Annotated in this window: 22 protein-coding genes and 1 riboswitch; of the genes, 11 read left to right on the forward strand and 11 right to left on the reverse strand. The window is 73.1% G+C overall.

The annotated features are described in order from the left end of the window. Positions 1-9 precede the first annotated feature (9 nt). From cobI to ABZ192_RS05785, 9 genes are all read right to left on the reverse strand, one after another. The gene (cobI, locus tag ABZ192_RS05745) at positions 10-741 is read right to left on the reverse strand and encodes a precorrin-2 C(20)-methyltransferase (RefSeq protein WP_356923258.1); all 732 of its coding nucleotides are present in this window, start codon (positions 739-741) and stop codon (positions 10-12) included. After that, entirely contained in the window at positions 738-2,294 is a 1,557-nt protein-coding gene (locus ABZ192_RS05750) for a cobyrinate a,c-diamide synthase (RefSeq protein WP_356923259.1), read from the reverse strand. Before ABZ192_RS05750 ends, cobI begins: the two co-directional genes overlap by 4 nt. Beyond that, positions 2,294-2,893: a cob(I)yrinic acid a,c-diamide adenosyltransferase gene (gene cobO / locus ABZ192_RS05755; protein ID WP_020272829.1), complete on the reverse strand. Its 600-nt coding sequence runs from the start codon at positions 2,891-2,893 to the stop codon at positions 2,294-2,296. Before cobO ends, ABZ192_RS05750 begins: the two co-directional genes overlap by 1 nt. Next, complete coding sequence (locus ABZ192_RS05760; RefSeq protein WP_356923260.1) at positions 2,893-4,902, reverse strand: putative cobaltochelatase; 2,010 nt, start codon at positions 4,900-4,902, stop codon at positions 2,893-2,895. Before ABZ192_RS05760 ends, cobO begins: the two co-directional genes overlap by 1 nt. Beyond that, positions 4,899-8,555, reverse strand: a complete 3,657-nt coding sequence (cobN, locus tag ABZ192_RS05765) for a cobaltochelatase subunit CobN (RefSeq protein ID WP_356923261.1) — start codon at positions 8,553-8,555, stop codon at positions 4,899-4,901. The genes ABZ192_RS05760 and cobN overlap by 4 nt, the downstream gene beginning before the upstream one ends. Continuing rightward, complete coding sequence (locus ABZ192_RS05770) at positions 8,552-10,063, reverse strand: cobyric acid synthase (protein ID WP_356923262.1); 1,512 nt, start codon at positions 10,061-10,063, stop codon at positions 8,552-8,554. Before ABZ192_RS05770 ends, cobN begins: the two co-directional genes overlap by 4 nt. Then, positions 10,060-11,001 carry a cobalamin biosynthesis protein gene (locus ABZ192_RS05775; RefSeq protein ID WP_356923263.1) on the reverse strand — a complete coding sequence of 314 codons (942 nt, stop codon included), beginning with the start codon at positions 10,999-11,001 and terminating at the stop codon, positions 10,060-10,062. The genes ABZ192_RS05770 and ABZ192_RS05775 overlap by 4 nt, the downstream gene beginning before the upstream one ends. Positions 11,002-11,099: 98 nt before the next feature. Beyond that, positions 11,100-11,234: riboswitch (cobalamin riboswitch) on the reverse strand. A gap of 140 nt (positions 11,235-11,374) precedes the next feature. Beyond that, the gene (locus ABZ192_RS05780; RefSeq protein WP_059422310.1) at positions 11,375-11,596 is read right to left on the reverse strand and encodes a hypothetical protein; all 222 of its coding nucleotides are present in this window, start codon (positions 11,594-11,596) and stop codon (positions 11,375-11,377) included. A gap of 34 nt (positions 11,597-11,630) precedes the next feature. Beyond that, entirely contained in the window at positions 11,631-12,875 is a 1,245-nt protein-coding gene (locus ABZ192_RS05785) for an inorganic phosphate transporter (RefSeq protein WP_356923264.1), read from the reverse strand. A 214-nt stretch (positions 12,876-13,089) separates the two neighbouring features. On the opposite strand from ABZ192_RS05785, the gene ABZ192_RS05790 reads away from it, so the two are divergent. From ABZ192_RS05790 to ABZ192_RS05800, 3 genes are all read left to right on the forward strand, one after another. After that, positions 13,090-13,800, forward strand: a complete 711-nt coding sequence (locus ABZ192_RS05790) for a class II aldolase/adducin family protein (protein WP_356923265.1) — start codon at positions 13,090-13,092, stop codon at positions 13,798-13,800. 116 nt (positions 13,801-13,916) lie between these two features. Continuing rightward, on the forward strand, positions 13,917-15,044 hold the full coding sequence (locus ABZ192_RS05795) for an alpha/beta fold hydrolase (protein WP_356923266.1): 1,128 nt from the start codon (positions 13,917-13,919) through the stop codon (positions 15,042-15,044). A gap of 308 nt (positions 15,045-15,352) precedes the next feature. Continuing rightward, complete coding sequence (locus ABZ192_RS05800; protein ID WP_356923328.1) at positions 15,353-16,678, forward strand: hypothetical protein; 1,326 nt, start codon at positions 15,353-15,355, stop codon at positions 16,676-16,678. A gap of 22 nt (positions 16,679-16,700) precedes the next feature. Here the strand turns inward: ABZ192_RS05800 and ABZ192_RS05805 are convergent, their stop codons facing one another. Then, positions 16,701-17,114 carry a VOC family protein gene (locus ABZ192_RS05805; protein ID WP_356923267.1) on the reverse strand — a complete coding sequence of 138 codons (414 nt, stop codon included), beginning with the start codon at positions 17,112-17,114 and terminating at the stop codon, positions 16,701-16,703. A 260-nt stretch (positions 17,115-17,374) separates the two neighbouring features. Here ABZ192_RS05805 and ABZ192_RS05810 point away from each other — a divergent pair, with 260 nt between their 5' ends. The 3 genes from ABZ192_RS05810 (at position 17,375) to ABZ192_RS05820 (ending at position 20,455) form a co-directional block, all read left to right on the forward strand. Beyond that, positions 17,375-18,973 carry an ABC-F family ATP-binding cassette domain-containing protein gene (locus tag ABZ192_RS05810; protein WP_356031146.1) on the forward strand — a complete coding sequence of 533 codons (1,599 nt, stop codon included), beginning with the start codon at positions 17,375-17,377 and terminating at the stop codon, positions 18,971-18,973. Between the two features lie 352 nt (positions 18,974-19,325). After that, positions 19,326-19,544, forward strand: a complete 219-nt coding sequence (locus tag ABZ192_RS05815; RefSeq protein WP_010037790.1) for a helix-turn-helix domain-containing protein — start codon at positions 19,326-19,328, stop codon at positions 19,542-19,544. Positions 19,545-19,651: 107 nt separating this feature from the next. Next, positions 19,652-20,455: an enoyl-CoA hydratase/isomerase family protein gene (locus ABZ192_RS05820; protein ID WP_356923268.1), complete on the forward strand. Its 804-nt coding sequence runs from the start codon at positions 19,652-19,654 to the stop codon at positions 20,453-20,455. A 62-nt stretch (positions 20,456-20,517) separates the two neighbouring features. Here the strand turns inward: ABZ192_RS05820 and ABZ192_RS05825 are convergent, their stop codons facing one another. Continuing rightward, on the reverse strand, positions 20,518-21,234 hold the full coding sequence (locus tag ABZ192_RS05825) for a nucleopolyhedrovirus P10 family protein (protein ID WP_356923269.1): 717 nt from the start codon (positions 21,232-21,234) through the stop codon (positions 20,518-20,520). 87 nt (positions 21,235-21,321) lie between these two features. On the opposite strand from ABZ192_RS05825, the gene ABZ192_RS05830 reads away from it, so the two are divergent. From ABZ192_RS05830 to amaP, 5 genes are read left to right on the forward strand one after another with little or no spacing between them, the layout of a single operon-like run. After that, positions 21,322-21,795 (forward strand): Asp23/Gls24 family envelope stress response protein, encoded by a 474-nt coding sequence (locus ABZ192_RS05830; RefSeq protein WP_086561225.1) that lies wholly within the window; start codon positions 21,322-21,324, stop codon positions 21,793-21,795. Positions 21,796-21,843: 48 nt separating this feature from the next. Then, positions 21,844-22,026 (forward strand): hypothetical protein, encoded by a 183-nt coding sequence (locus ABZ192_RS05835; RefSeq protein WP_356923270.1) that lies wholly within the window; start codon positions 21,844-21,846, stop codon positions 22,024-22,026. Then, positions 22,023-22,406 (forward strand): hypothetical protein, encoded by a 384-nt coding sequence (locus tag ABZ192_RS05840; protein WP_356923271.1) that lies wholly within the window; start codon positions 22,023-22,025, stop codon positions 22,404-22,406. Before ABZ192_RS05835 ends, ABZ192_RS05840 begins: the two co-directional genes overlap by 4 nt. Next, positions 22,403-23,104 carry a DUF6286 domain-containing protein gene (locus ABZ192_RS05845; RefSeq protein WP_356923272.1) on the forward strand — a complete coding sequence of 234 codons (702 nt, stop codon included), beginning with the start codon at positions 22,403-22,405 and terminating at the stop codon, positions 23,102-23,104. The genes ABZ192_RS05840 and ABZ192_RS05845 overlap by 4 nt, the downstream gene beginning before the upstream one ends. Then, on the forward strand, positions 23,101-23,688 hold the full coding sequence (gene amaP, locus ABZ192_RS05850; RefSeq protein ID WP_356923273.1) for an alkaline shock response membrane anchor protein AmaP: 588 nt from the start codon (positions 23,101-23,103) through the stop codon (positions 23,686-23,688). The genes ABZ192_RS05845 and amaP overlap by 4 nt, the downstream gene beginning before the upstream one ends. Positions 23,689-23,695 lie beyond the last annotated feature (7 nt).

Genomic DNA, 23,695 nt, shown 5'->3' on the forward strand with positions numbered 1-23,695 from the left:
ACGGGCGGGTCAGAGCTTTCCGCCCCGCCCGCCGTCGCGCCGGGCGGGGGAGATGAGCGTCGACAGATAGGGCAGGGGAGTGCCGTCGAGTTCGGCGGCCGGCCGGATCGACTCCTCCGTCAGCCCCAGCGCCGACCCCCACACGGCGTCACCGATCCGCCCGGTCTCCCGCAGTGCGTCGGCGACCTCGTGCGCCTGCCGCCCGAACTTGTAGGCGACGACCGTGCCGGGCCCGGCGAGGGCCTCCTTGAGCACGGCCGACCCCGCCGTGACGGGCACGAGCGTGAGCGGCTCGGTCCCCTCGGTCAGCACGGCGCCCGACCGCGCGGCGAGGTCCTGCATGGCGGTGATCCCGGGCACGGTCTCGACGACGGTCCCCGGCACCAGCTCGGCGATGGTCTGCGCGAGATAGGTGAACGTGGAGTACACGTTGGGGTCCCCGATGGTCGCGAAGGCGACGGCACCGTGCCCGCGCAGCAGCTCGGCCACCCGCTCGCCCGCCGCGTCCCAGGCCGCCTCGCGCCGCGCCCGGTCACTCCGCTCGTTCAGCGCGAACACGACCCGGACGACCTTCTCCTCGGGCACGTAGTGCAGCACGGTCGCCTCGGCGCGCCCGCGCTCGCCCGTGTCCATCACGGGCACGACGACGACCTCGGCTTCCCGTAGGGCGTTCACGCCCTTGACGGTCACCAGCTCCGGATCCCCCGGCCCGACCCCGACACCGACCAGCCTGCTGCTCATGACGTCCGGCACCTCTCCACGAACCGACGGGCGACACCGGGCTCCGCGGCCCAGTGCGTGTGCAGATAGCTCGCGTGCACACCGCGCCGTACGAACCCCTCGACGCGCCGCTGAGGGGTTTTGAGGCCCCAGGCGGGTTCGGCCCCCGCCCCGGGCTCCACGGCGGTCCGGTGGAACTCGTGCCCCCGCATCCGTGTCCCCGCCGCCGCGAGCACACTGTCGCCGACGGCCACCGCGTCCCGGTACCCCAGGGTCAGCCGCCCGGTCATCCGCGCCCCGGCGTCCAGCACCCCGCACATCGGCTGCCCGTCCAGCTCCCGGCACAGATACAGCAGCCCGGCACACTCGGCGGCCACGGGCGCACCGCTCTCCGCCAGATGGGCAACGGCCTTGCGCAGAGGTTCATTGGCGGACAGCTCGGCGGCGTACACCTCGGGGAACCCGCCCCCGATCACCAACCCGCGCGTCCCTTCGGGCAGTTCCTTGTCCCGCAGCGGATCGAAGGGCACGACGTCGGCGCCGGCGGCGGCGAGCAGCTCGGTGTGCTCGGCGTAGGAGAAGGTGAACGCGGAACCACCGGCGACAGCAACAACCAGCCTGTCCGGTGATTGAGGACGAGGCCGTTCAGGCCGATGGGGGTCCGGGGCGGCAGCCCCGGTGGGGGTGCAGGGGGCAAAGCCCCCGCGGGGGCCCCGGGGGGCGGAGCCCCCCGGCGGGGTCGAAGGGGCGGAGCCCCTGGAGGACGATGGGGGTCCCCCCTGCTCGGGCGAAGCCGAGAGCTTGGGGGAGGGTAGGGGCGGCGGGGGCGGGGAAGCCACGGCCGCAGCCGCGTCCCAGGCCTCGCACGACAACGCCCCCGCACTGCGGGCCAGCCCCGCCAACGCGTCCAGATCACAACCGTCGGAGACCTGCGCGGCCATCGCCGCAACCGCCTCCACGGCCTCCGCCCGCCGCTCGGCGACCGGCACCAGCCCCAGATGCCGCGACGGCGTGTCCACCTGCGGAGCCCGCCGCAACACCCCGAGCACGGGCACGCCCACCTGCTCCATGGCCTCGCGCAGCATCTCCTCGTGCCGGTCCGACGCGACCTTGTTCAGGATCACGCCCCCGACCCGCACCTCCGGATCCCAGGAGACGAACCCGTGCACCAGCGCCGCCACCGACCGCGACTGCGACGACGCGTCGACGACCAGCACCACCGGCGCCCGCAACAGCTTCGCGACATGAGCCGTCGAGGCCAGCTCCCCTTCCCCGGCGGCCCCGTCGTACAGCCCCATCACGCCCTCGACGACGGCGAGATCACACCCGCGCGCCCCGTGCAGGAACAGCGGCCCGACCAGCTCAGGACCGCACAGATACGCGTCGAGGTTGCGCCCCACCCGCCCGGTCGCGAGCGCGTGGTACCCGGGGTCGATGTAGTCCGGCCCGACCTTGTGCGGGGACACGGCGAGCCCCCGCGCGGCGAACGCGGCCATCAGCCCCGTGGCGACGGTGGTCTTGCCACTGCCCGACGAGGGCGCGGCGACGACCAGCCGGGGCACGGACGAGGACATCACCACTCGATGCCCCTCTGCCCCTTCTGCCCCGCGTCCATCGGGTGCTTCACCTTCGACATGTCGGTCACGAGGTCGGCGAAGTCCACGAGCTTCTCGGGAGCGTTGCGCCCGGTGATCACCACATGCTGCGTACCGGGCCGGTTCCGCAGGACGTCCACGACCTCGTCCGTGTCCACCCACCCCCAGTGCATCGGGTAGGCGAACTCGTCCAGCACGTACAGCCGGTACGTCTCCGCCGCCAGGTCCCGCTTGACCTGCTCCCAGCCCTCCCGGGCCTTCTCCTCGTTGTCCAGCTGCGCGTCGCGCTGCACCCAGGACCAGCCCTCGCCCATCTTGTGCCAGGCGACGGACCCGCCCTCACCAGAGGCGCCGAGGACGCGCAGCGCGTTCTCCTCGCCGACCTTCCACTTCGCCGACTTGACGAACTGGAACACCCCGATCGGCCAGCCCTGGTTCCAGGCCCGCAGCGCGAGCCCGAAGGCGGCCGTCGACTTGCCCTTGCCGACGCCCGTGTGCACGACCACCAGCGGCCGGTTCCGGCGCTGCCGGGTCGTCAGACCATCGTCCGGAATCACACTCGGCTGTCCCTGCGGCATTACGCGGCCCTCCTCGAATTCCCCTGTACATCCCTGACCAGCCCGGCGATCGAGTCGGCCCGCAGCTCGTCCAGCGTGACGGCGGTGCCGCCCAGTTCGCCGGCGAGCTGCCCGGCGAGCCCCAGCCGCACCGGCCCCGACTCGCAGTCCACGACGACGGACGCGACACCCTCGGCCGCGAACAGCCGTGCCGCCCGCCCGGCCAGGGCGACCGGCTCCGGACCTCCGGTGGCCCGCCCGTCCGTCACCAGCACGACCAGCGGCCGCCGCGCCGGATCCCGCAGCCGCTCCACCCGCAGCACGTCGTGCGCGCGCAGCAGCCCGGCGGCGAGCGGCGTCCGCCCGCCGGTCGGCAGCGACTCCAGCCGGGCCGCCGCCGCGTCCACGGACGAGGTCGGCGGCAGCGCGACGTCCGCGCCCGAACCCCGGAACGTCACCAGACCCACCTTGTCCCGCCGCTGGTAGGCGTCCAGCAGCAGCGACAGCACGGCCCCCTTCACGGCGCTCATCCGCTGCCGCGCCGCCATCGACCCGGAGGCGTCCACGACGAACAGCACGAGGTTGCCCTCGCGCCCCTCGCGGGTCGCCTGCCGCAGATCGTCCCGGCGCACGACAAGACCCGGCCCGGACCGTCCGCGCGCCCGCTGGTGCGGCGCCGCGGCCTGCACGGTCGCCGCCAGGTGCAGCTTGGTGAGCGTGCCCCGGGGCCGACGGGAGCCGGTCGTGCGCCCGTGCTCGGTCCGCGCCCGCGAACGCCGCCCGGCGGCGCCCTCGCCGATCCCGGGCACGCTCAGCACCTTGGTACGGAACGGCTCGGCCGCCCGTACGGCCGACTGCTCACCGGCACCCGACGGCTGCGGCTGCCCGTTCTCCCCGGCCTCGGGCGTGGCGCCGGTGTCGTCACCCTGCGGCCCGTCCTCGGGCTCCGGCTGCCCGCCGGGCCCGTCCGGCCCCTGGTCGGGATCGGGATCGGGATCCGGGTCCGGGTCGTCGTCCCCGGAGAACTCCTCCAGCGTCTCGTCCAGCTTGTCCTCGTCAAGACCGGGTGCGTCGAAGGGGTTGCGCCGCCGGCGGTGCGGCAGCGCGAGCAGCGCGGCCTGCCGTACGTCCTCGGCGAGCACGTCCGTACGCCCCGCCCAGGCCGCCAGCGCCGTCGCCGTGCGGGCCATCACGATGTCGGCGCGCATGCCGTCGACCTCGAAGGCCGCGCAGGTCGCCGCGATCTGCCGCAGCGCCGCGTCGCCCAGCCGCACGGACGGCAGCAGCTCCCGTGCCGCGACGATCCGCGCCCGTACGTCGGCCTCCTCGTCCGCCCACCGGGTCGCGAAGCCGTCGGGATCGGCGTCGTAGGCGAGCCGCCGCCGGACGACCTCGACCCGCTGGTCGGGCTCCCGCGAGGCCGCGACCTCGACGGTCAGCCCGAACCGGTCGAGCAACTGCGGCCGCAGCTCGCCCTCCTCGGGGTTCATGGTGCCGACGAGCAGGAAGCGGGCCGCGTGCCGTACGGAGACGCCCTCGCGCTCCACGTATGAGGCGCCCATCGCCGCCGCGTCCAGCAACAGGTCGACCAGGTGGTCGTGGAGGAGGTTGACCTCGTCCACGTAGAGGATGCCGCGGTGCGCGGCGGCCAGCAGGCCCGGCTCGAAGGCCTTCACGCCTTCTGACAGCGCCCGCTCGATGTCCAGCGCGCCCACCAGCCGGTCCTCGGAGGCACCGACGGGCAGTTCGACCATCCGGGCCGGACGGGCCTGGCCGGCGGTTCCCGGAGCGTGCGGCCCGTCGGGGCAGGCGGCGTCGGGGGAGGCGGGGTCGCAGGAGAAGCGGCAGCCGGGGACGACGTCCACCTGAGGCATGAGCGCGGACAGCGCCCGCACGGCCGTCGACTTGGCGGTGCCCTTCTCACCGCGCACCAGCACACCGCCGACCGCCGGCGACACGGCGTTCAGCAGCAGCGCCAGCCGCAGGTCGTCCTGGCCCACCACGGCCGTGAACGGGAACGGGGTGCTCACTTGTCGTCACCTTCCAAGTCGCCTTCGAGTTCCAGGTACGTGGCACGCAGCCGGTCCAGCGTCTGAGCGTCCGGCTCCGCCCACAGTCCGCGGTCGGCGGCCTCCAGCAGCCGCTCGGTGATGCCGCGCAGCGCCCACGGGTTGGACGTCTTCATGAACTCCCGGTTCTCCGGGTCGAAGACGTACTCGGCGCTGAGTTTCTCGTACATCCAGTCGTCCACGACCCCGGCCGTGGCGTCGTACCCGAACAGGTAGTCCACCGTCGCGGCCATCTCGAAGGCACCCTTGTAGCCGTGCCGCCGCATGGCCGCCATCCAGCGCGGGTTGACCACCCGGGCGCGGAACACCCGGTGGGTCTCCTCGCCCAGCGTGCGGGTCTTCACCTGGTCCGGGGTGGCCGAGTCGCCTACGTACGCCTCGGGGCTCGCGCCCGTCAGATGGCGGACCATGGCGACCATGCCGCCGTGGTACTGGAAGTAGTCGTCGGCGTCGACGAGGTCGTGCTCCCGCGTGTCGACGTTCTTCGCGGCGACCGCGATCCGCCGGAACGCCGTCTCCATGTCCCCGCGCGCGGCCCGCCCGTCGAGCCCCCGCCCGTAGGCGTAGCCGCCCCACACCGCGTACACCTCGGCGAGGTCCGCGTCGGAGCGCCAGTTGCGGGCGTCGATCAGTGGCAGCAGGCCGGCCCCGTACGCCCCCGGCTTGGAGCCGAAGATCCGGGCGGTCGCCCGGCGCCGGTCGCCGTGCTCGGCGGTGTCCTCGTCGGCGTGCGCCCGGACGTAGTTCTGCTCGGCGGGCTCGTCCAGCTCGGCGACCGTGCGTACGGCGTCGTCGATCAGCCCGACCACGTGCGGGAACGCGTCTCGGAAGAAGCCGGAGATGCGGACCGTCACGTCGATGCGCGGCCGGCCGAGCTCCTCCGGGGGGATCACCTCGAACCCGGTCACCCGGCGCGAGGCGTCGTCCCACACCGGCCGGCAGCCCAGCAGCGCCAGGATCTCGGCGATGTCGTCGCCCTGGGTGCGCATGGCCGAGGTGCCCCACACCGTCAGGCCGACGGACTTCGGGTACTCACCGGTGTCGGTCAGGTACCGCTGCACCAGCGAGTCCGCGAGCGACTGCCCGACCTCCCAGCTCAGCCGGGACGGAATCGCCTTGGGGTCGACGGAGTAGAAGTTGCGTCCCGTCGGCAGGACGTTGACCAGGCCGCGGGTCGGCGAACCGGAGGGACCCGCCGGGACGTAACCGCCGTCCAGCGCCCGCAGGATGTGCCCGATCTCGTCGGTGGTCCTGGCCAGACGCGGCACGACCTCCGTGCAGGCGAACTCCAGTACCGCCACCGCGTCGGGGACTTCCCCGCCGAGCACCCCCCGGACCAGCGCCGGAACTTCGGCGACCGCCCAGCCGCGCTCCTCCATGCCCTCCGCGATCCGCCGGCAGAGCTGCTCCAGCAGGTCGATCGCGTCGGCGGCGGTGCGGGCCGGCCCCGCCACCAGGCCCGTCAGCTCCGCCGGCACCTTCAGCGGAGCGCCCGGCTCGGCCAGCAGCTCCTTCTCCACCAGCCCGAAGTGCTCCGCCAGCGCCGCCCTGAGCCCCGGCAGCGCGTCGGCCTGCCCGCCCCACACCTGCGAGGCGCGCAGCACCGCCAGCACGAGGTTGACGCGCGGCTCACCGACCGGGCCACCGCCCAGGACGTGCAGGCCGTCGCGGATCTGCACGTCCTTGATCTCGCACAGATAGCCGTCGATGTGCATGACGAACTCGTCGAACGCCTCGTCGTCCGGCTGCTCGTCGACGTGCAGGTCGTGGTGCAGCTCGGCGGCCTTGACGAGGGTCCAGATCTGCGCGCGCACGGCCGGGGCCTTCGCCGGGTCCAGGTCGGAGACGAGCGCGTACTCGTCCAGGAGCTGCTCCAGCTTGGCCAGGTCGCCGTAGGTGTCGGCGCGGGCCATCGGCGGCACGAGGTGGTCGACGACCGTGGCGTGCCCGCGCCGCTTGGCCTGGGTGCCCTCGCCGGGGTCGTTGACGATGAACGGGTAGATCAGGGGCAGTTCCCCGAGCACGGCGTCCGGGGCGCACCCGGCGCTGAGCCCGAGTCCCTTGCCGGGGAGCCACTCCAGCGTCCCGTGCTTGCCCATGTGCACGATCGCGTCCGCGCCGAAACTGTTCTCCAGCCAGCGGTAGGCCGCCAGGTAGTGGTGGGAGGGCGGCATGTCCGGGTCGTGGTAGATCGCGATCGGGTTCTCCCCGAAGCCGCGCGGCGGCTGGATCATCACCACGACGTTCCCGAATTGCAGGGATGCCAGCACGATGTCGTCCCCGTCGACGTAGAGGCTGCCCGGCGGCTCGCCCCACGCCTCGGTCATGGCGTCCCGCAGCTCCGGGTCGAGCTGGTCGAACCAGGCCCGGTAGTCCGCCAGCGGCACCCGCGCGGGCGCGGCGGCCAGCTGCTCGTCCGTCAGCCACTCCACGTCGTGCCCGCCGGCCGCGATGAGCCGGTGGATCAGCTCGTCGCCGCCCGCGGGGTACTCGGTGAGGCCGTACCCGGCGTCCCTGAGGGCGTCCAGCACCCGCACCGCCGAGGCCGGGGTGTCCAGCCCGACGGCGTTGCCGACCCGCGAGTGCTTGGTCGGGTACGCGGTGAAGACGAGCGCGAGCTTCTTCTCGGCGTTCGCCTTGTGCTTCAACCGCGCGTGCCGTACGGCGATCCCGGCGACCCGCGCGGCCCGCTCCGGGTCGGCGACGTACACGGGCACGTCGTCCGCGCCCTGCTCCTTGAACGAGAACGGCACGGTGATCAGCCGCCCGTCGAACTCCGGGATCGCCACCTGCATCGCGGCGTCCATGGGGGACAGGGCGGCGTCCGACGCCTCCCAGACGCGCCGTGAGGTCGTCAGGCACAGTCCTTGCAGCACGGGGACGTTCAGCTCCGCGAGGGCGCCGATGTCCCAGGATTCCTCGTCACCGCCCGCCGAGGCCTGCGAGGCGTGGGTGCCGCCGGCGGCGAGGACGGTGGCGACGAGGGCGTCCGCCCGGCCGAGGATCTCGTACAGCCCCGCGTCGGCCCCGCGCAGGGAACCGCAGTACACGGGGAGCGCGTTGGCGCCCCGCGCCTCGATCGCGTCGCACAGGGTGTCCACGAAGGCGGTGTTGCCGCTCAGCTCGTGCGCCCGGTAGAAGAGCACGCCGACGGTCGGCCGGCCCTCGACCTGCGCGCGCTCGCCCCGGACGCCGTACTCCGGCATCCGCTGCGGCGCGGCGAAACCCTCGCCCGTGAGCAGCACGGTGTCGGACAGGAACCGCGCCAGCTCGGTGAGGTTGTCCGGCCCGCCCTCCACGAGGTACTTCAGCGCCTCCGCCACGACACCGGCCGGCACCGACGACTCGGCCATCAGCTCCGCGTCGGGCACCGCCTCGCCGCCCAGCAGCACGGTCGGGACACCGGAGGCCTTCAGCGCGGCGAGCCCGTCCTCCCAGGCCCGCTTGCCGCCGAGCAGCCGTACGACGGCGATGTCCGCGCCGTCGAGCAGGGCCGGAAGCTCCTCCTGGACGTCCACGCGGGTCGGGTTGCCGATCCGGTACGAGGCACCGGAGGCGGCCCGGGCCGCCAGCAGGTCCGTGTCGGCGGTCGACAACAACAACACAGTGCTCATGCGGGCGCTCCCGGTGGAATGAAGGGCAGTCCTCGCGGCGCGCCCGACTCGATGAGTCGCCACAGCGCGTCCGTGTCCGCGTGCTGTTCGATCAGGTCGCCGAGCCGGTCCAACTGCTCCTCGCGCAGCGCGGCGAACGAGGTGTCCGGCGCCGGCACGAAGCGGCGCCCCGCGGCGGCCGCCACCTCGCGCAGGAAGGCCCGCCGGAACCCGTCCGACTCCAGCGAGCCGTGCCAGTGCGTGCCCCAGGCCTGGCCGACCCGGCAGCCGTCCAAGAAGGGGTTCCCTCCGGTCACGTCGGCGACCCCGTGGTGGATCTCGTACCCCTCGACGCGCTCCCCGAGGGCCTCGCCCTCCGGCCGCGTGAGGGTCTTCTCGCGGGCGAACCGCACCCGCACGGGCAGGACCCCGAGCCCGTCGACATGACCCCGGCGGCTCTCCACGTCGTCCTCGATGTGCTCGCCGAGGATCTGGAAACCGCCGCAGATCCCGAGGACGGGCCGCTGCTCGGCGGCCCTGCGGACCAGGGCCTCGGCGAGCCCCCGCTCCCGCAGCCACTCCAGCGCACGGACGGTCCCCCGGGTCCCGGGCACGATGACGAGGTCGGCGTCGGCGAGTTCCTCCGGCCGGTCCACGAACCGCACGACGACACCGGGTTCGGCGGCCAGCGCGTCGACGTCGGTGAAGTTGGACATGAGCGGAACGGCGCACACGGCGACGCGCAGCACGTCCTCGCCGACCGGCGGGGCGACGACGGACTCCCGGACCGTCCCCCGCAGGGAGACGCGCAGCCCGTCCTCCTCGTCGATCCCCAGCCCGTGCCGGAAGGGCAGGACGCCGTACGTCCGCCGCCCGGTGAGGCGCTGGAGCATGTCGAGCCCCGGCTCCAGCAGGGAGACGTCCCCCCGGAACTTGTTGACGAGGAACCCGGCGACGCACTCCTGGTCCTCGGGCGACAGCAGCGCGACCGTCCCGAAGAACGAGGCGAACACACCGCCCCGGTCGATGTCGCCGACGACGAGCACGGGGAGCCCGGCGCCCCGGGCGATCCCCATGTTGACGATGTCGGTCCGCCGCAGATTGATCTCGGCCGGACTGCCCGCCCCCTCACAGATCACCGCGTCATACGTGCCCCGCAACTGCTCCAGGCAGTCCAGCACGGTCCCGAGCAGCTTCTGCTGCCGTCCGCCGTGGTAGCCGCGTGCGCTGAGCTCCCCGACCGGCTTGCCCAGCAGCACGACCTGGCTGCTGCTCTCGCCTCCGGGCTTGAGCAGCACCGGGTTCATCTGCGCGGTCGGCTCGACGCGGCAGGCCTGCGCCTGCATGGCCTGCGCCCGCCCGATCTCGGCGCCTTCCTTCGTGACGAAGGAGTTGAGGGACATGTTCTGCGCTTTGAAGGGCGCGACCTTGACGCCCTGCCGCACCAGCCATCGGCAGATCCCGGCGGTCACGACGCTCTTGCCCGCGTCGGAGGTGGTACCGGCGACCAGAAGCCCACCGCCCGTCATGACGTACGCCCTTTCGCGATGCGGCGCGCGGCGACACAGACGCCGAGCGCGAGCCAGCCGACACGCCTGGACAGCCGTACGGCCCGTTCGATGTCCCGGGTGGCGACGGCGCGCCCGGCCGTGTTGAGCACGGGCCGGTGCTCGACGCGCCCGCCGTACGACAAGGTCCCGCCCAGCCGTACCCCGAGCGCCCCCGCGAACGAGGCCTCCACGGGCCCGGCGTTGGGGCTCGGATGCTTGGCGGCGTCGGCCCGCCAGGCCTGTACGGCTCCCTGTGGATCGTCGCCTGCCAGGGTCGCGAGCACGGCGGTCAGCCGGGCCCCCGGCCAGCCCGCGAGATCGTCCAGCCGGGCGGAGGCCCACCCATAGCGCCGGTACCGGGCCGACTTGTGCCCGACCATGGCGTCGAGGGTGTTGACGGCCCGGAACCCGAGGAGCCCCGGCACACCGCCGACGGCCCCCCACACGAGCGCCCCCACGACCGCGTCGGAGGTGTTCTCGGCGACGGACTCGACCACGGCCCGGGCGATCCCGTCGGCGTCGAGCGCCTGCGGATCCCGCCCGCACAGATGCGGCAGCCGCGCCCGGGCGCCGTCGACGTCCCCCGCCTCCAGGGCACGCCCGATGGCCTGTGCCTCCCGCGCGAGTGAAGTCCCCCCGACCACGGCCCAGGTGGCGGCACTGGTCAGGGCGACGGAGGCGACGGCGGAGTTCCGCACGGCACGCGCGGCGACGCCCCCGAGCGCGACGGCTCCTCCGGCGCACACCGCGGTGTGCAGGGCGCCCCACCCCCGGTGGTCCCGCCACAACACCCGTTCCACGGCGCCCGCGGCCCGTCCGAACACGGCGACCGGATGCCCCCGGCGGGGATCGCCGAGCAGCAGGTCACCGATCAGACCGGCGGCGGCGCCGTACGCGAAGACGCGACCGGCACCCATGGGCTCAGCCGGCCGCAGGAGTGGTCAGGGGTGGGGTACTGAACCTCGATCGGCAGCCGCGCATGGCGATATGTCCTCACTCAGGGTGTCCACGCCCTGGTTCGACTAGACCGGCGGTGAGAGTTCCTGGCTCCCGGGGATTGCTACCCCGGTGACAGTGGCGGGACCGCGCCGGACTTCCACCGGCTTCCTCTCCTGCCGCCGTTAATGGCCCCGGCAGTCCACCACGGCCGGGTTCAGCCGTCAACTTGCCGTTGACCTGCGAGGGGAGAGTGTGCAGAAGCCCACACCACCACCCCCTGGCACACGACGACCGGGCGGGACAGGACCGAAGTCCTGTCCCGCCCGGCGGGAACCTCGTGCGGTCGGGCCGTCAGGCCACGATCAGATAGATCCCGTATCCCACAGCCGCCGCGCACGCGGCGAAGCACGCGTACGCGCCGGTGACCGCGAGGCCCGCGGAGCCGCCCTGGGCCACCGCCCGTTCGCGGCGGGACAGGCCGGTGATGCCGAGGGTGAACAGGCCCACCAGGGCCACGGTGACCACGAGGCTGACGCCGAAGACGGAGCCGAGGGCCGCCCAGTCGATCTTCATATCGGAGACTCTTCCTTGTTACCGGTCGGCGGGGTCAGACGGTGGTCGTCGTCGAGGGCGTCCGCTCGGCGGCGGCCTGGGCCGGGAACGACGGCACCGGGTCCTCCGTCGCCGTGCCGGCCGGCGGCGGCGTCACCGCGGCCATCGCCGTGGTCACCACACCGGCCGGCTCCGCCTCGTCGGCGTCGTTGACGTTGGTGTGGTCGACGACCTCACGCCGCGAGAGCTTCCAGATCGCCGCGCTGGAGGCGACGAGGAAGACGGCCACCACCGCGGTGCCCCAGCTGCCGAAGCCGGTGACGTACTCGGCGAGCGCGCCCACCAGGGCCGCCGCCGGCAGCGTCAGGCCCCACGCGACGAACATCCGCGTCGCCGTCGACCAGCGGACGACACCGCCCTTGCGGCCGAGCCCCGCGCCCATCACCGAGCCGGAGACGGAGTGGGTGGTGGAGAGGGAGAAGCCGATGTGCGAGGAGGCCAGGATGACCGTGGCCGCGCTGGTCTGGGCGGCGAAGCCCTGCTGCGGCTGGAGGTCGGTCAGGCCCTTGCCCATGGTGCGGATGATGCGCCAGCCGCCCAGGTACGTGCCGAGCGCGATGGCGATGCCCGCCGAGAGGATGACCCACATGGGCGGGTCGGAGTCGGGGGCGACGGCGCCGCCGGCGACCAGGGCGAGGGTGATGACACCCATCGTCTTCTGGGCGTCGTTGGTGCCGTGGGCCAGGGAGACCAGACCCGCGGAGGCGATCTGGCCGGCCCGGTAGCCCTTCTCGGAGGCCTTGCCGTCGGCCTTCTTGCCGAGGGAGTACGTCAGCCGGGTCGCGAGCATCGCCGCCATGCCCGCGACCAGCGGGGCGGCGATCGCCGGGATCAGGACCTTGGTGACCAGCACGTCGCCGTGGACCGCGCCGACGCCCGCCGAGGCGATCGTGGCGCCGATCAGCCCGCCCATCAGGGCGTGCGAGGAACTCGACGGCAGGCCGACCAGCCAGGTCAGCAGGTTCCAGAGGATCGCGCCGACCAGGGCGGCGAAGATGACCTCGGGACGGATGCCGGTCTCGTCGACGAGACCCTTGGAGATCGTGTTGGCGACTTCCACCGACAGGAAGGCGCCGACCAGGTTGAGGACGGCGGACATGGCGACGGCGACCTTGGGCCTCATGGCGCCCGTGGAAATGGTCGTGGCCATCGCGTTCGCGGTGTCGTGGAAACCGTTCGTGAAATCGAACGCGAGTGCGGTTACCACCACAATCGCGAGGATCAGCGAGAAGCTTTCCATTTACCCAGGCAATCGTTCGAGGTCGTTGGCTCGTCGACCGTAGGTAACCCGAGTGAACGGAAGATGAACTGAGAGGGGCGCAGGGGTGTCCGCAATCGATGCTCAGGGTTCCGCCCTGGAGGCTGGGTGGTATGCACCTTTTCGTATACACGGCTCCGGCCTGAAGTGGACCCGCCCTGCGGCGCGTTGAGGGACCGCCTGGCAGGATCGGCGCATGGCTGAGCAGCGAGGCGACGGGCGGGACACGCGAGACGTGGGGGAGTCGCGGCGCAGAGGCGCGCACCCCGAGGAGGCGCGCGCCTGGGAGGAACTCGTCACGACCGCCCGCCGGACCGTCTCCGACGGGCTCGTCGTCGGCACGTCCGGGAACGTCTCGGTGCGCGTCGGGGACACGGTCCTGGTCACGCCCTCGGGCGTCCCCTACGACCGGCTGCAGCCGGACGACGTGACGGGCGTCGGCCTCGACGGCCGGCAGGTCCTCGGCACGCTCGTCCCCACCAGCGAGCTGCCCATGCACCTCGCGGTCTACCGCACGACCGGCGCCCGTGCCGTCGTCCACACCCACGCCGTGCACGCGACGGCCGTCTCGACGCTCGTGAGCGAGCTGCCGCTGATCCACTACATGGCCGCCGCGCTCGGCGGACCCGTCCGGGTCGCCCCGTACGCCACGTACGGCACCGCCGAGCTGGCCGAGAACATGCTCCGCGCCCTCGCCGACCGCTCCGGCTGCCTCCTCCAGAACCACGGCACCGTCACCTACGGCGCGTCCCTGGACCAGGCCTACGACCGCACGGCCCAGCTGGAATGGATGTGCCGCCTGTGGCTGACCGCCACATCGGTCCCGGGCCTGTCCCCGAGCCTGCTGTCGGAGGAGCAGCTGGCGGAGGTCCAGGAACGACTGCGGGGCTACGGGCAGCGCGGCTGACGTCCGCCCGGACGCACGGTACGGCCCGCCCGGCCCTGCGCTGCCCCCCCGGGGCCCGTCACCCCGCCGCTGCCGCCCACTGGTCCGTCGCCCGGTCCGCCGGGACACTGGAGCTTGTGCGCACTGCCAGAGCGACGGCCGCTGCCGTCACCGCCGTGATCGGGTTCGGTGCGGCCGCCGTGGCCGCCGGACGGTTCGCCAGTGACGCCGCGCTCAAGGCGTCTCCCGGCAGGCCCCTGCCCACCGAGCCCCGGCTCACCGTGCACGGCACCGCCGCGGGGCAGATCAGCCTCACCCGGGACCTGGCCGCCCTGCGGCCCGGCCGCTACGGCCTGTCCGGCGACGGTTCCCACGCGGTCGTCGGACCCGTCCTGGCCGGCGCCTCGGACACCGCCGACACCGTCGTACGCCGCCTGGAGAGCGTCACGCACGGCACCCTGGAACCCGGCGACAGGGCCTGGCTCACCCCGAACGTCTACGTCGGCAATCCGAGCGCCGCCCTCGGCATCGAACACGCCGACGTCGACATCCCCGGCGAACTCGGCCCCCTGCCCGCCTGGTTCGTGCCCGGCGCCCGGGACACCTGGGTGATCGCCGTGCACGGCCTCGGCACCACCCGGGAACTCGCCATGAACGTCATGGGGTTCCTGCACCGCAACCACTTCCCCGTGCTCGCCCTCGCCTACCGCGGCGACCTGGGCGCACCCCGCCCGCCCGACGGCCTGAACCACCTCGGCGAGACCGAGTGGCGCGACCTCGACGCGGCGATCCGCTACGCCGTGCGCTCCGGCGCCCGCCAGGTCGTTCTGCACGGCTGGTCCACCGGCGCCACCATGGCCCTGCACGCCGCCGCGCAGTCGGGGCTGCGCGACCGCGTCTCCGGGCTCGTCCTGGACTCCCCGGTGCTCAGCTGGGAGACCACCCTGCGCGCCCTCGCCGCGGCCCGCCGCACCCCGGGCGCGCTGCTGCCCCTGGCGGTCCGCGCCGCACAGGGCCGCACCGGTCTGCACGGCGACCGCGTCCCCGGCGCATCCCCCGCAGCCGCACTCCGGGTCCCGGCACTCGTCCTCCACGGACCCGACGACACGGTGGCCCCCTGGCAGCTCTCCCGCCGGCTCGCCGACGCCCGCCCCGACATGGTCGCCTTCCGCACCGTCGGCAACGCGCCCCACTCGGCGATGTGGAACGCCGACCCGCAAGGCTACGAGGAAGCCTTGCGGCGCTTCCTGACACCTCTCATCTGACCCCTGGCCGCGCACACCGGCCTCCACACCTCCCGTTCACGCCCCCTTCGCCCCGTCGCAACCACACCCCGCCCCACTCCGCGCAGACCGGTCGCGAGGATTCCGTTTAGCGTCGTACCACTGGCCTGTTTGCGGCCCTCGACCACTCACGGGACCCCGTGCGTTGGCCATCCCCGTCGCCCGCCGTGACATTCCGTTTGGGTTTTCGGACCGTCAACCGGAAGACTGCCCTCGTGACGTCCCGTATCCCGCGCGACTCCAGGCTTCGACTCGTCCGCCCGCGACCCCTGGCCGCCGCCCCCAGAGCGATGAACCAGCGGCGCTCGCGCCGCCCCGCACCGCGCCCCCCGGAGGGCACCCCGGCACCGGCGGAGCTGGCCAGAATGGCACGCTCAGGTCTCGCCGACGCGGCCCGCGTCGCCCGCTGGGCCGACACCGAGCTCGGCCCCGGCCGGGGCAGCGCCACCGCCGACGGCAAGGCCACTCTCTCCGCCGCGACCGCCGAACGGGCCGCCCAGGAGCTGGGCCTGACCCCGGATCAGGTCAGGGCCGACTGGGACACCGCCCGGCTCGCCGGTCTCGTCGAGGTGCACGGCGACAGCGCCCGCCCCGGCTGGCGGCTGCGCGCCTGGGACCGCGACGACAGTGCCGTCCTGCGGGGCTGGGTCGCCCTCTTCGACGCCTGGTCGCTGGCCTGTCCGGAACCCGAGGACCACGAGCCCGCCGCCGTCGCCGAGGTCGTCTCGGCCATGCCGCAGGTGCTCTCCTTCCTCCAGCTGTCCGCCGGGCCCGTCCCCGTGGAGCAGCTCCTCGACCTCCTGGAGCAGCGCGTCACCGAGCTGCGCACCGCACGCTGCGAGATCCCCTACGGCCCGCAGCCCGAGCCGCCGGCCGCACCGGCGCCCACCGACGCCCCCCTCGCCCCGCTCCTCGACTGGGCCCTGCGCGCCCTCGCCTCCGTGGGAGCCCTCACCTACGGCGACGGCCACGCCACGCTCACCCCGCTCGGCAGCTGGGCCGTCTGGGTCAAGCTGGAGCAGATCTGCGTCGCCGCGCAGAGCCCCGCCGGGAACATCGAGCAGGCGGCCGAGGACATGCTCCGCGGCTGCGCCCAGCTGCGCCCGAACGCGGCCCGCGCCGAGTACCGGGCCTGGCTCGCCGCCCGCACCGTCGGCAGCGCCGTCACCGAGCTCCTGGCCGCGGCCCGTGGCGAGGACGCTCTGCTGCGCGGCCTCGCCTTCGAGGCGCTGCGCGTGGTCGGCGCCCCCGCCGAGCCGGACGTCCGCGCCGTGCTGGACGAGCCGACGCTCAGGCCGTACGCGCTGCTGTGGCTGGCCGAGCACGACGGGACGGACCCCGAGGACGCCCACGAGGTCCTCACCCGGGAGGAGGCGACCTGGCTGTGGGTGGACACCGCCGCCGCCGTCGCCGACCACGGTGAGGCGCCTCTCCTCGTGCGCCACCTGGAGTCCGCCGTGCAGCCGACCGTCCCGATGCTGCTGGACGAGGTGCGCGCCGTGGGGCACCCGCGGACCGTGCAGGTCCTGGTCGCCCTCGCCGCGGCACACCCCGACCCGGCCCTGGCCAAGGCCGTACGCCGGGCCGCCTTCCAGGTGCACACCGGAGGCAGTTAGCCGGACGCGCCGGAGCGGGCCGTCAGCCCGGTATCTCCGGCGCGTACGTCCCGAAACTCCACACGTTGCCCTCGAGGTCCCGGGCCATGTAGTCCCGCGAGCCGTAGTCCTGGTCCGTCGGGGGCATCAGGATCTCCGCGCCGTGGTCCACGGCGCGGCGGTGGTGCGCGTCCACGTCGTCCACGACGACGTACACCCCGGTCGTCCCCGCGTCCTTCATCGCCTTGTCGAAGACGCTGCCGGTGCCCTTGCTGCCGATCATCACCGCGCCGTTGCCCTGCACCAGTTCGGCGTGCATCACCGCGCCGTCCTCGCCCTCGAACACGGACAGCTCCGTAAAGCCGAAGGCCTCCGTGAGCTGCCGGACGGCCGCCTTCGCGTCGGCGTACAGCAGTGTGGGGTAGATGCTCGGACGCCCGCCGGACGTGCCTGCCATACCGATCACTCCCTTGTGCTCGGTCCTTGTGCTCGGTCGCCGGAAATCCGATGATCCGGTTCTGCTGCCCAGTCTGGCACCCACCACTGACAACGACCCGGCGAGACGAGCACGGCGAGACGAACCGAACACCCGCACGCAGAAAAAGTGGTTGCACCGCCCCGTTAGACTGTCCCCCATGGCCTTTCTCCTCGCGCATTAGACGGCGGGAACGTCCTCAGCCGCCCATCCCGCCCCCGTATCCGCCCTGGAGTCTGTCCGTGATCTCCGCCTCCGGTATCGAGCTGCGCGCCGGTGCCCGCGTCCTCATCGAAAACGCCACCTTCCGCGTCGCCAAGGGCGACCGCATCGGCCTGGTCGGCCGCAACGGCGCGGGGAAGACCACCCTCACCAAGTGCCTGGCGGGGGAGGGCATGCCCGCCGGCGGCACCATCACACGCTCCGGCGAGGTCGGCTACCTCCCGCAGGACCCCCGCACCGGCGACCTCGACATCCTCGCCCGCGACCGCATCCTCTCCGCGCGCGGCCTCGACGTACTGATCCGCAAGATGCGCGACAACGAGCAGCGCATCGCCAACGGCCAGGGCGCCACCCGCGAGAAGGCCCTCAAGCAGTACGAGCGGCAGGAGACGGAGTTCCTCACCAAGGGCGGGTACGCCGCCGAGGCCGAGGCCGCCACCATCGCCGCCGCGCTGAACCTGCCCGACCGGGTGCTCGGCCAGCCCCTGCACACGCTCTCCGGCGGTCAGCGCCGGCGTATCGAGCTGGCCCGGATCCTGTTCTCCGACGCGGACACGCTGCTGCTCGACGAGCCCACGAACCACCTCGACGCCGACTCGATCATCTGGCTGCGCGACTACCTCAAGACCTACCGCGGCGGCTTCATCGTGATCTCCCACGACGTCGACCTGGTGGAGACGGTCGTCAACAAGGTGTTCTACCTGGACGCCAACCGCGCCCAGATCGACGTCTACAACATGGGCTGGAAGCTCTACCAGCAGCAGCGCGAGGCCGACGAGAAGCGCCGCAAGCGCGAGCGGCAGAACGCCGAGAAGAAGGCCTCCGCGCTGCATTCGCAGGCCGACAAGATGCGGGCCAAGGCCACCAAGACCGTCGCCGCGCAGAACATGGCCCGCCGGGCGGACAAGCTGCTGGCCGGCCTGGAGGCCGAGCGGAAGTCCGACAAGGTCGCCAAGCTGCGCTTCCCCGAGCCCGCGCCCTGCGGCAAGACCCCGCTGATGGCCGAGGGCCTGTCGAAGTCGTACGGCTCGCTGGAGATCTTCACCGACGTCGATCTGGCCATCGACAAGGGCAGCCGCGTCGTCATCCTCGGCCTCAACGGCGCCGGCAAGACCACCTTGCTGCGGCTGCTGGGCGGCGTCGAGCAGCCCGACACGGGCGCCGTCGTCCCCGGCCACGGCCTGAAGCTCGGCTACTACGCGCAGGAGCACGAGACCCTCGACCCGGAGCGCACGGTCCTGGAGAACATGCGCTCGGCCGCCCCCGACCTGGACCTGGTGGAGGTCCGCAAGACGCTCGGCTCGTTCCTGTTCTCCGGCGACGACGTCGACAAGCCCGCCGGTGTCCTCTCCGGCGGCGAGAAGACCCGCCTCGCCCTCGCCACGCTCGTGGTGTCCTCGGCGAACGTGCTGCTCCTCGACGAGCCGACCAACAACCTCGACCCGGCCAGCCGCGAGGAGATCCTCGGCGCGCTGCGCACCTACAAGGGCGCGGTCGTCCTCGTCACGCACGACGAGGGCGCCGTCGAGGCGCTCCAGCCGGAGCGGATCATCCTGCTGCCGGACGGCGTCGAGGACCTGTGGGGTGCCGACTACGCGGACCTCGTCGCCCTGGCCTGAGAGTCAGTGCGGTTTGATCGAATGCGTGATCAACGGCGTATGGATCATTCGGCCTAGCGGTGATCCATCATCTGTGTGAGATCTCCTCGTACCGAGGTGTGTCCTACATCGATTTCGCGGCCGAGCCCCCGATTCTTCCGGGCTCGGCCGCGACGCCTTTCTGACCTGGCCTTTCCCGTGGGAATCCGTTCGGGTGTACGGACACCACTCCTCGGAATTCCGTATTCCGTTTGTGGGGACGCGCTCCCGTCGTCACAACCTTGTCTCACGGACCTTGCCGAATGGGTGGCCATCGGAGCCCGGAGGGGTGATCATGAGGAGACCAGAGCGCACTTCCCATGAGGAGGCACGGGTGGCCGAGACTCTGAAGAAGGGCAGCCGGGTGACCGGCGCCGCGCGCGACAAGCTCGCGGCAGACCTGAAGAAGAAGTACGACGCCGGTGCGAGCATCCGGGCGTTGGCCGAGGAGACCGGCCGCTCGTATGGCTTCGTGCACCGCATGCTCAGTGAGTCGGGTGTCACGCTGCGAGGGCGTGGCGGGGCGACGCGGGGCAAGAAGGCCACGGCCTGATCCCCGGGTGGCCCCTCGGCTCCGATGGTGGCCACCCGGTCGGTCGGCTGATCGACCGGGTGGTTACTGTGCAGTCACTTAGCTGACCGCACACCTCGGAGGCGTCCATGGCTTCGCCCGACAAGGACCTCGTTCCCGTACTCGACAAGGACGGCGTACGGCTCACCGTCGACGACGCGATCGCCACGGTGACGCTGACCAACCCGGCCAAGCGCAACGCGCAGAGCCCCGCTCTGTGGCGGGCGCTGACCGAGGCCGGGCGGCAGCTGCCGGGCTCCGTCCGTGTCGTGGTGCTGCGGGCCGAGGGCAAGTCCTTCTCGGCCGGTCTCGACCGGCAGGCGTTCACGCCCGAGGGCTTCGACGGGGAACCGTCGTTCATCGACCTCGCGCGGGGCGGTGACGCCGAGCTGGACGCGACCATCGCCGAGTACCAGGAGGCGTTCACCTGGTGGCGGCGCAGCGACATCGTCTCCGTCGCCGCCGTCCAGGGGCATGCCATCGGGGCGGGCTTCCAGCTCGCCCTCGCCTGCGATCTGCGCGTCGTCGCCGACGACGTGCAGTTCGCCATGCGCGAGACCAGCCTCGGACTCGTGCCCGACCTGACGGGCACGCACCCGCTGGTGGGACTCGTCGGATACGCCCGCGCGCTGGAGATCTGCGTGACCGGGCGCTTCGTCACGGCCGACGAGGCCGTGAACACCGGGCTGGCCAACGTGGCCGTGCCCGCCGACCAGCTCGACGACACGGTCCGCGACCTCGTGTCGGCCGTGCTCGCCGCGCCCCGCGACGCGGTCGTCGAGACCAAGGCACTGCTGCGCGGCGCCCAGGACCGCACCTTCGAGGACCAGCGCACCGCGGAACGCCAGTCCCAGGCCCGCCGCCTGCGAGACCTCGCGGGCATCGGGGACTGATCCGGCCGGATCACTCCGGATCGCGGGCGTCCCCCGGGGAGTTGCCGCCGGGTGACGCCCGCTCAGCCGATCCCGCTCACCAGGACCGCCACCGTCGGGTGGTCCTGCAGTGCCGCTCGCACCGCTGTGCGGACCTCGCGGGCCACGTCCCGGGCACGGTGGTCCTCCCGCACCGCGAGTTCCAGTCGGACGTGGCGGTGCGGCAGGGCGGTGTCACCCGGGAGTTCCTCGATGTGCACGGGGTGGCCCAGCGCGCCGGTCAGCCGGAGTACGCCCGGGACCTTGAGCGCGGCGGCGGCGACACGTCTCTCGTCGTCGCCCCCGGCCTCGGCGGCGTGCGGCGGCTCGGGGAGCGGCGCGGCGGGCCCGGGCGGCTCCGTCTCCTCGTCCAGCAGGCCCGTGACGCGCAGATCCACCTCCGTCACCGTCAGACCGAGCCGCTGCGTCGCGGCCGTCGCCAGCGTCGCCCGCAGCAGGGACGCCGTCGTCGGCAGCGGCTGCGAGGCCGTGGCCGCGAACTCCGCCGTCACCCGCAGCGGGCCGGGCGGCAGACCGCTCGGCGGGGCCGGCACGGCAGAACTCCCGGTCTCCGCCGGATCGGCGAGCGCGACGCGGAGCGTGTCGAGGCGCACGCCCGGAGCGTCCCCCGCCGCGCGCCGTAGCACCGCCTCGGCCGCCCGCTCGGCGATCCACGCGCCGTCCCGCGCATCACCCAGCGGCAGCAGCCTGCCGAGGCCCAGCTGATGTCTCACTGCCTGCGTCCACCGGTCGGCCGTCATTCCTCCAGCTTGCCGCATCAAAGGCGCGTATCCACGCAACCGTGCTTACGGTGGTCGAAGGACGACAACCGAAAAGGACACACGGCGATGACTGACATGACCGAGAACCGGGGCGGGGAGACCGAGACGTCGGCGGCGCGCAGGAGTCCGCTGACCAAGCGCGGCGGGGGAGACCCCGGATCCCGGGGGCGGACGACCATCGCGGACGGCGTCGTGGAGAAGATCGCCGGACTCGCCGCACGCGATGTCGACGGCGTGCACGCCATGGGCAGCGGCCTGTCCCGCACCTTCGGAGCCGTGCGCGACCGTGTGCCGGGCGGCGCGAAGTCGGTGACGCGCGGGGTGAAGGCCGAGGTCGGCGAGGTGCAGGCCGCCCTCGATCTGGAGATCGTGGTCGTCTACGGCGTGGCGATCGCCGATGTGGCCCGGGACGTACGGGAGAACGTCATCACCGCCGTCGAGCGGATGACGGGTCTCGAGGTCGTCGAGGTCAACATCGCGGTGAGCGACGTGAAGCTGCCGGACGAGGAGGAAGAGGAACCGGAGCGCCGGATCCAGTGAGCCACCCGCCCCGCAGAGCGCAGCGACCGAGGAGCTGAGGAGCGCAGCATGAGCATGGCCGTCGTCGGCATGATCGCCGGCATGGCACTGGCATTCGCCGGGTATTTCGGCGGATTCGGGGCCTTCTTGCTGGTGGCGGCGCTGGGCGCCGTCGGATTCGTCGTCGGCCGGTTCCTGGAGGGGGACATGGACTTCGGCGACTTCTTCCGTGCCCGTGAACGGCGGCGGTGACGGCCGTGAGCGCGGGGGCCGGTGAGCTCGACAGACCTCTGACCGTCGTCCCGCCGGGGGAGCGGGGCGCCACCCGGATCGCCGACCGCGTCGTCGCGAAGATCGCCTCGCAGGCGGCCCTCGAAGCCGTCGGAACGCTGCCGCCCGACGCCGACCGTCCGTCCGCCACCGTCGTCGTCCGTCACGAGGTCGCGCATGTCCGGGTCCACGTCGAACTCGACTACCCGTGCGACGTCGGCGCGCGCTGCCGCCAAGTGCGTCGCCGAGTGGTCGAACGGGTAGGCGCCCTGGTGGGAATGCAGGTGCCGGAGGTCGTCGTCCAGGTGGAGCGGCTGCACCTGGCCGCCGGTCCCGGCGCGGTACAGGGGAGGACGCGATGAGCGGACCCCGGGGCACCGAACCGCCCGAGCCCGAGAACACCACCCAGTGGCTGCCCGTCCTCCAGAAGCGGGAGACCGGCACCGGACCCGACCGGTCCGCACAGGCGGCCGGGGACGGAACCCCGCCCGTACCCGAGAGCGAGAGCGAGGGCGGCCGCGAAGGCCGCTTCTGGTCGGCACGCCGCATCCCGGCGGGCATCGTCGCCCTGCTGCTCCTCGGACTCGCCGGACTGTTCCTCTACGACATCGCCTCCGTGCGCGCCGACCGGCCCGTCATGAGCTGGCGCCGGGAGCTGGCCCGCCAGCTCGCCGAACGGCCCCTCGACGACACCTGGGTGCTCGTCGGGGCCGGGGTCGCCGCCGTTCTCGGGCTCTGGCTGCTGGCCCTGGCCGCCACGCCCGGCCTGCGGCACGTGCTCCCGATGCGGCGGACGCACCCCGACGTACGCGCCGGACTGGACCGGGACGCCGCCGCGACCGCGTTGCGCGACCGGGCCATGGAGGTGGCCGGCGTGCAGTCGGCACAGGTGCGGGTGCGCCGCAGGCGGGCGAAGGCCCGCGCCGTGTCCCACTTCCGTGAACTGGACGACGTACGAACCGACTTGGACGCCGTGCTCACCGACGCGATCCGCGGACTTGGACTCTCCCGGCCGCCCGCGCTGTCGGTGCGCGTGCGGCGGCCCGGCCGGAAGGAGTGACCGCGATGCTCAGGGTCGTCAACCGCGTGTTCCTGGGGCTCGTCGGCCTCGTCCTGCTGGTGCTGGGCGGCTCCGTGCTGGCCGTCGGCCTCGGCGCTCCGGCACCCTCCTGGTGGATCCACCACAGCCGTCACGACGTGCTGCTGAGCGACGCCGAACGCACCCGCTGGAGGGACGACGGCTGGTGGTGGCCGGTCGTCATCGCCGTCCTCGCCGTACTGATGCTGCTCGCCCTGTGGTGGCTGGTCGCGGTACTGCGCCGGCGCCGACTCGCCGAGGTCCTGGTGGACACCGGCGACGGCGAGGGCGCCCTGCTGCGCGGCCGGGCTCTGGAGAACGCCCTCACCGAGGAGGCGGCCCGGATCGACGGCGTCGACCGGGCCCACGCCCATCTGAGGGGCCGTCGCAGCGCCCCCGAGGCGCGCGTACGGCTCGCCCTGGAACCGAACGTGGACCCGGGCACGGTCCTGCACGACCTGACGGCCGGAGCCCTGACCCACGCCAGATCATCGGCGGGCCTCGCGTCACTGCCGGCGGAGGTACGCCTGAGAGGCGTCCGGCACCATGCAGAGAGAGTGAGTTGACGTCCTC

The organism is Streptomyces sp. NPDC006235, assembly GCF_040613735.1.
Classification (GTDB): domain Bacteria; phylum Actinomycetota; class Actinomycetes; order Streptomycetales; family Streptomycetaceae; genus Streptomyces.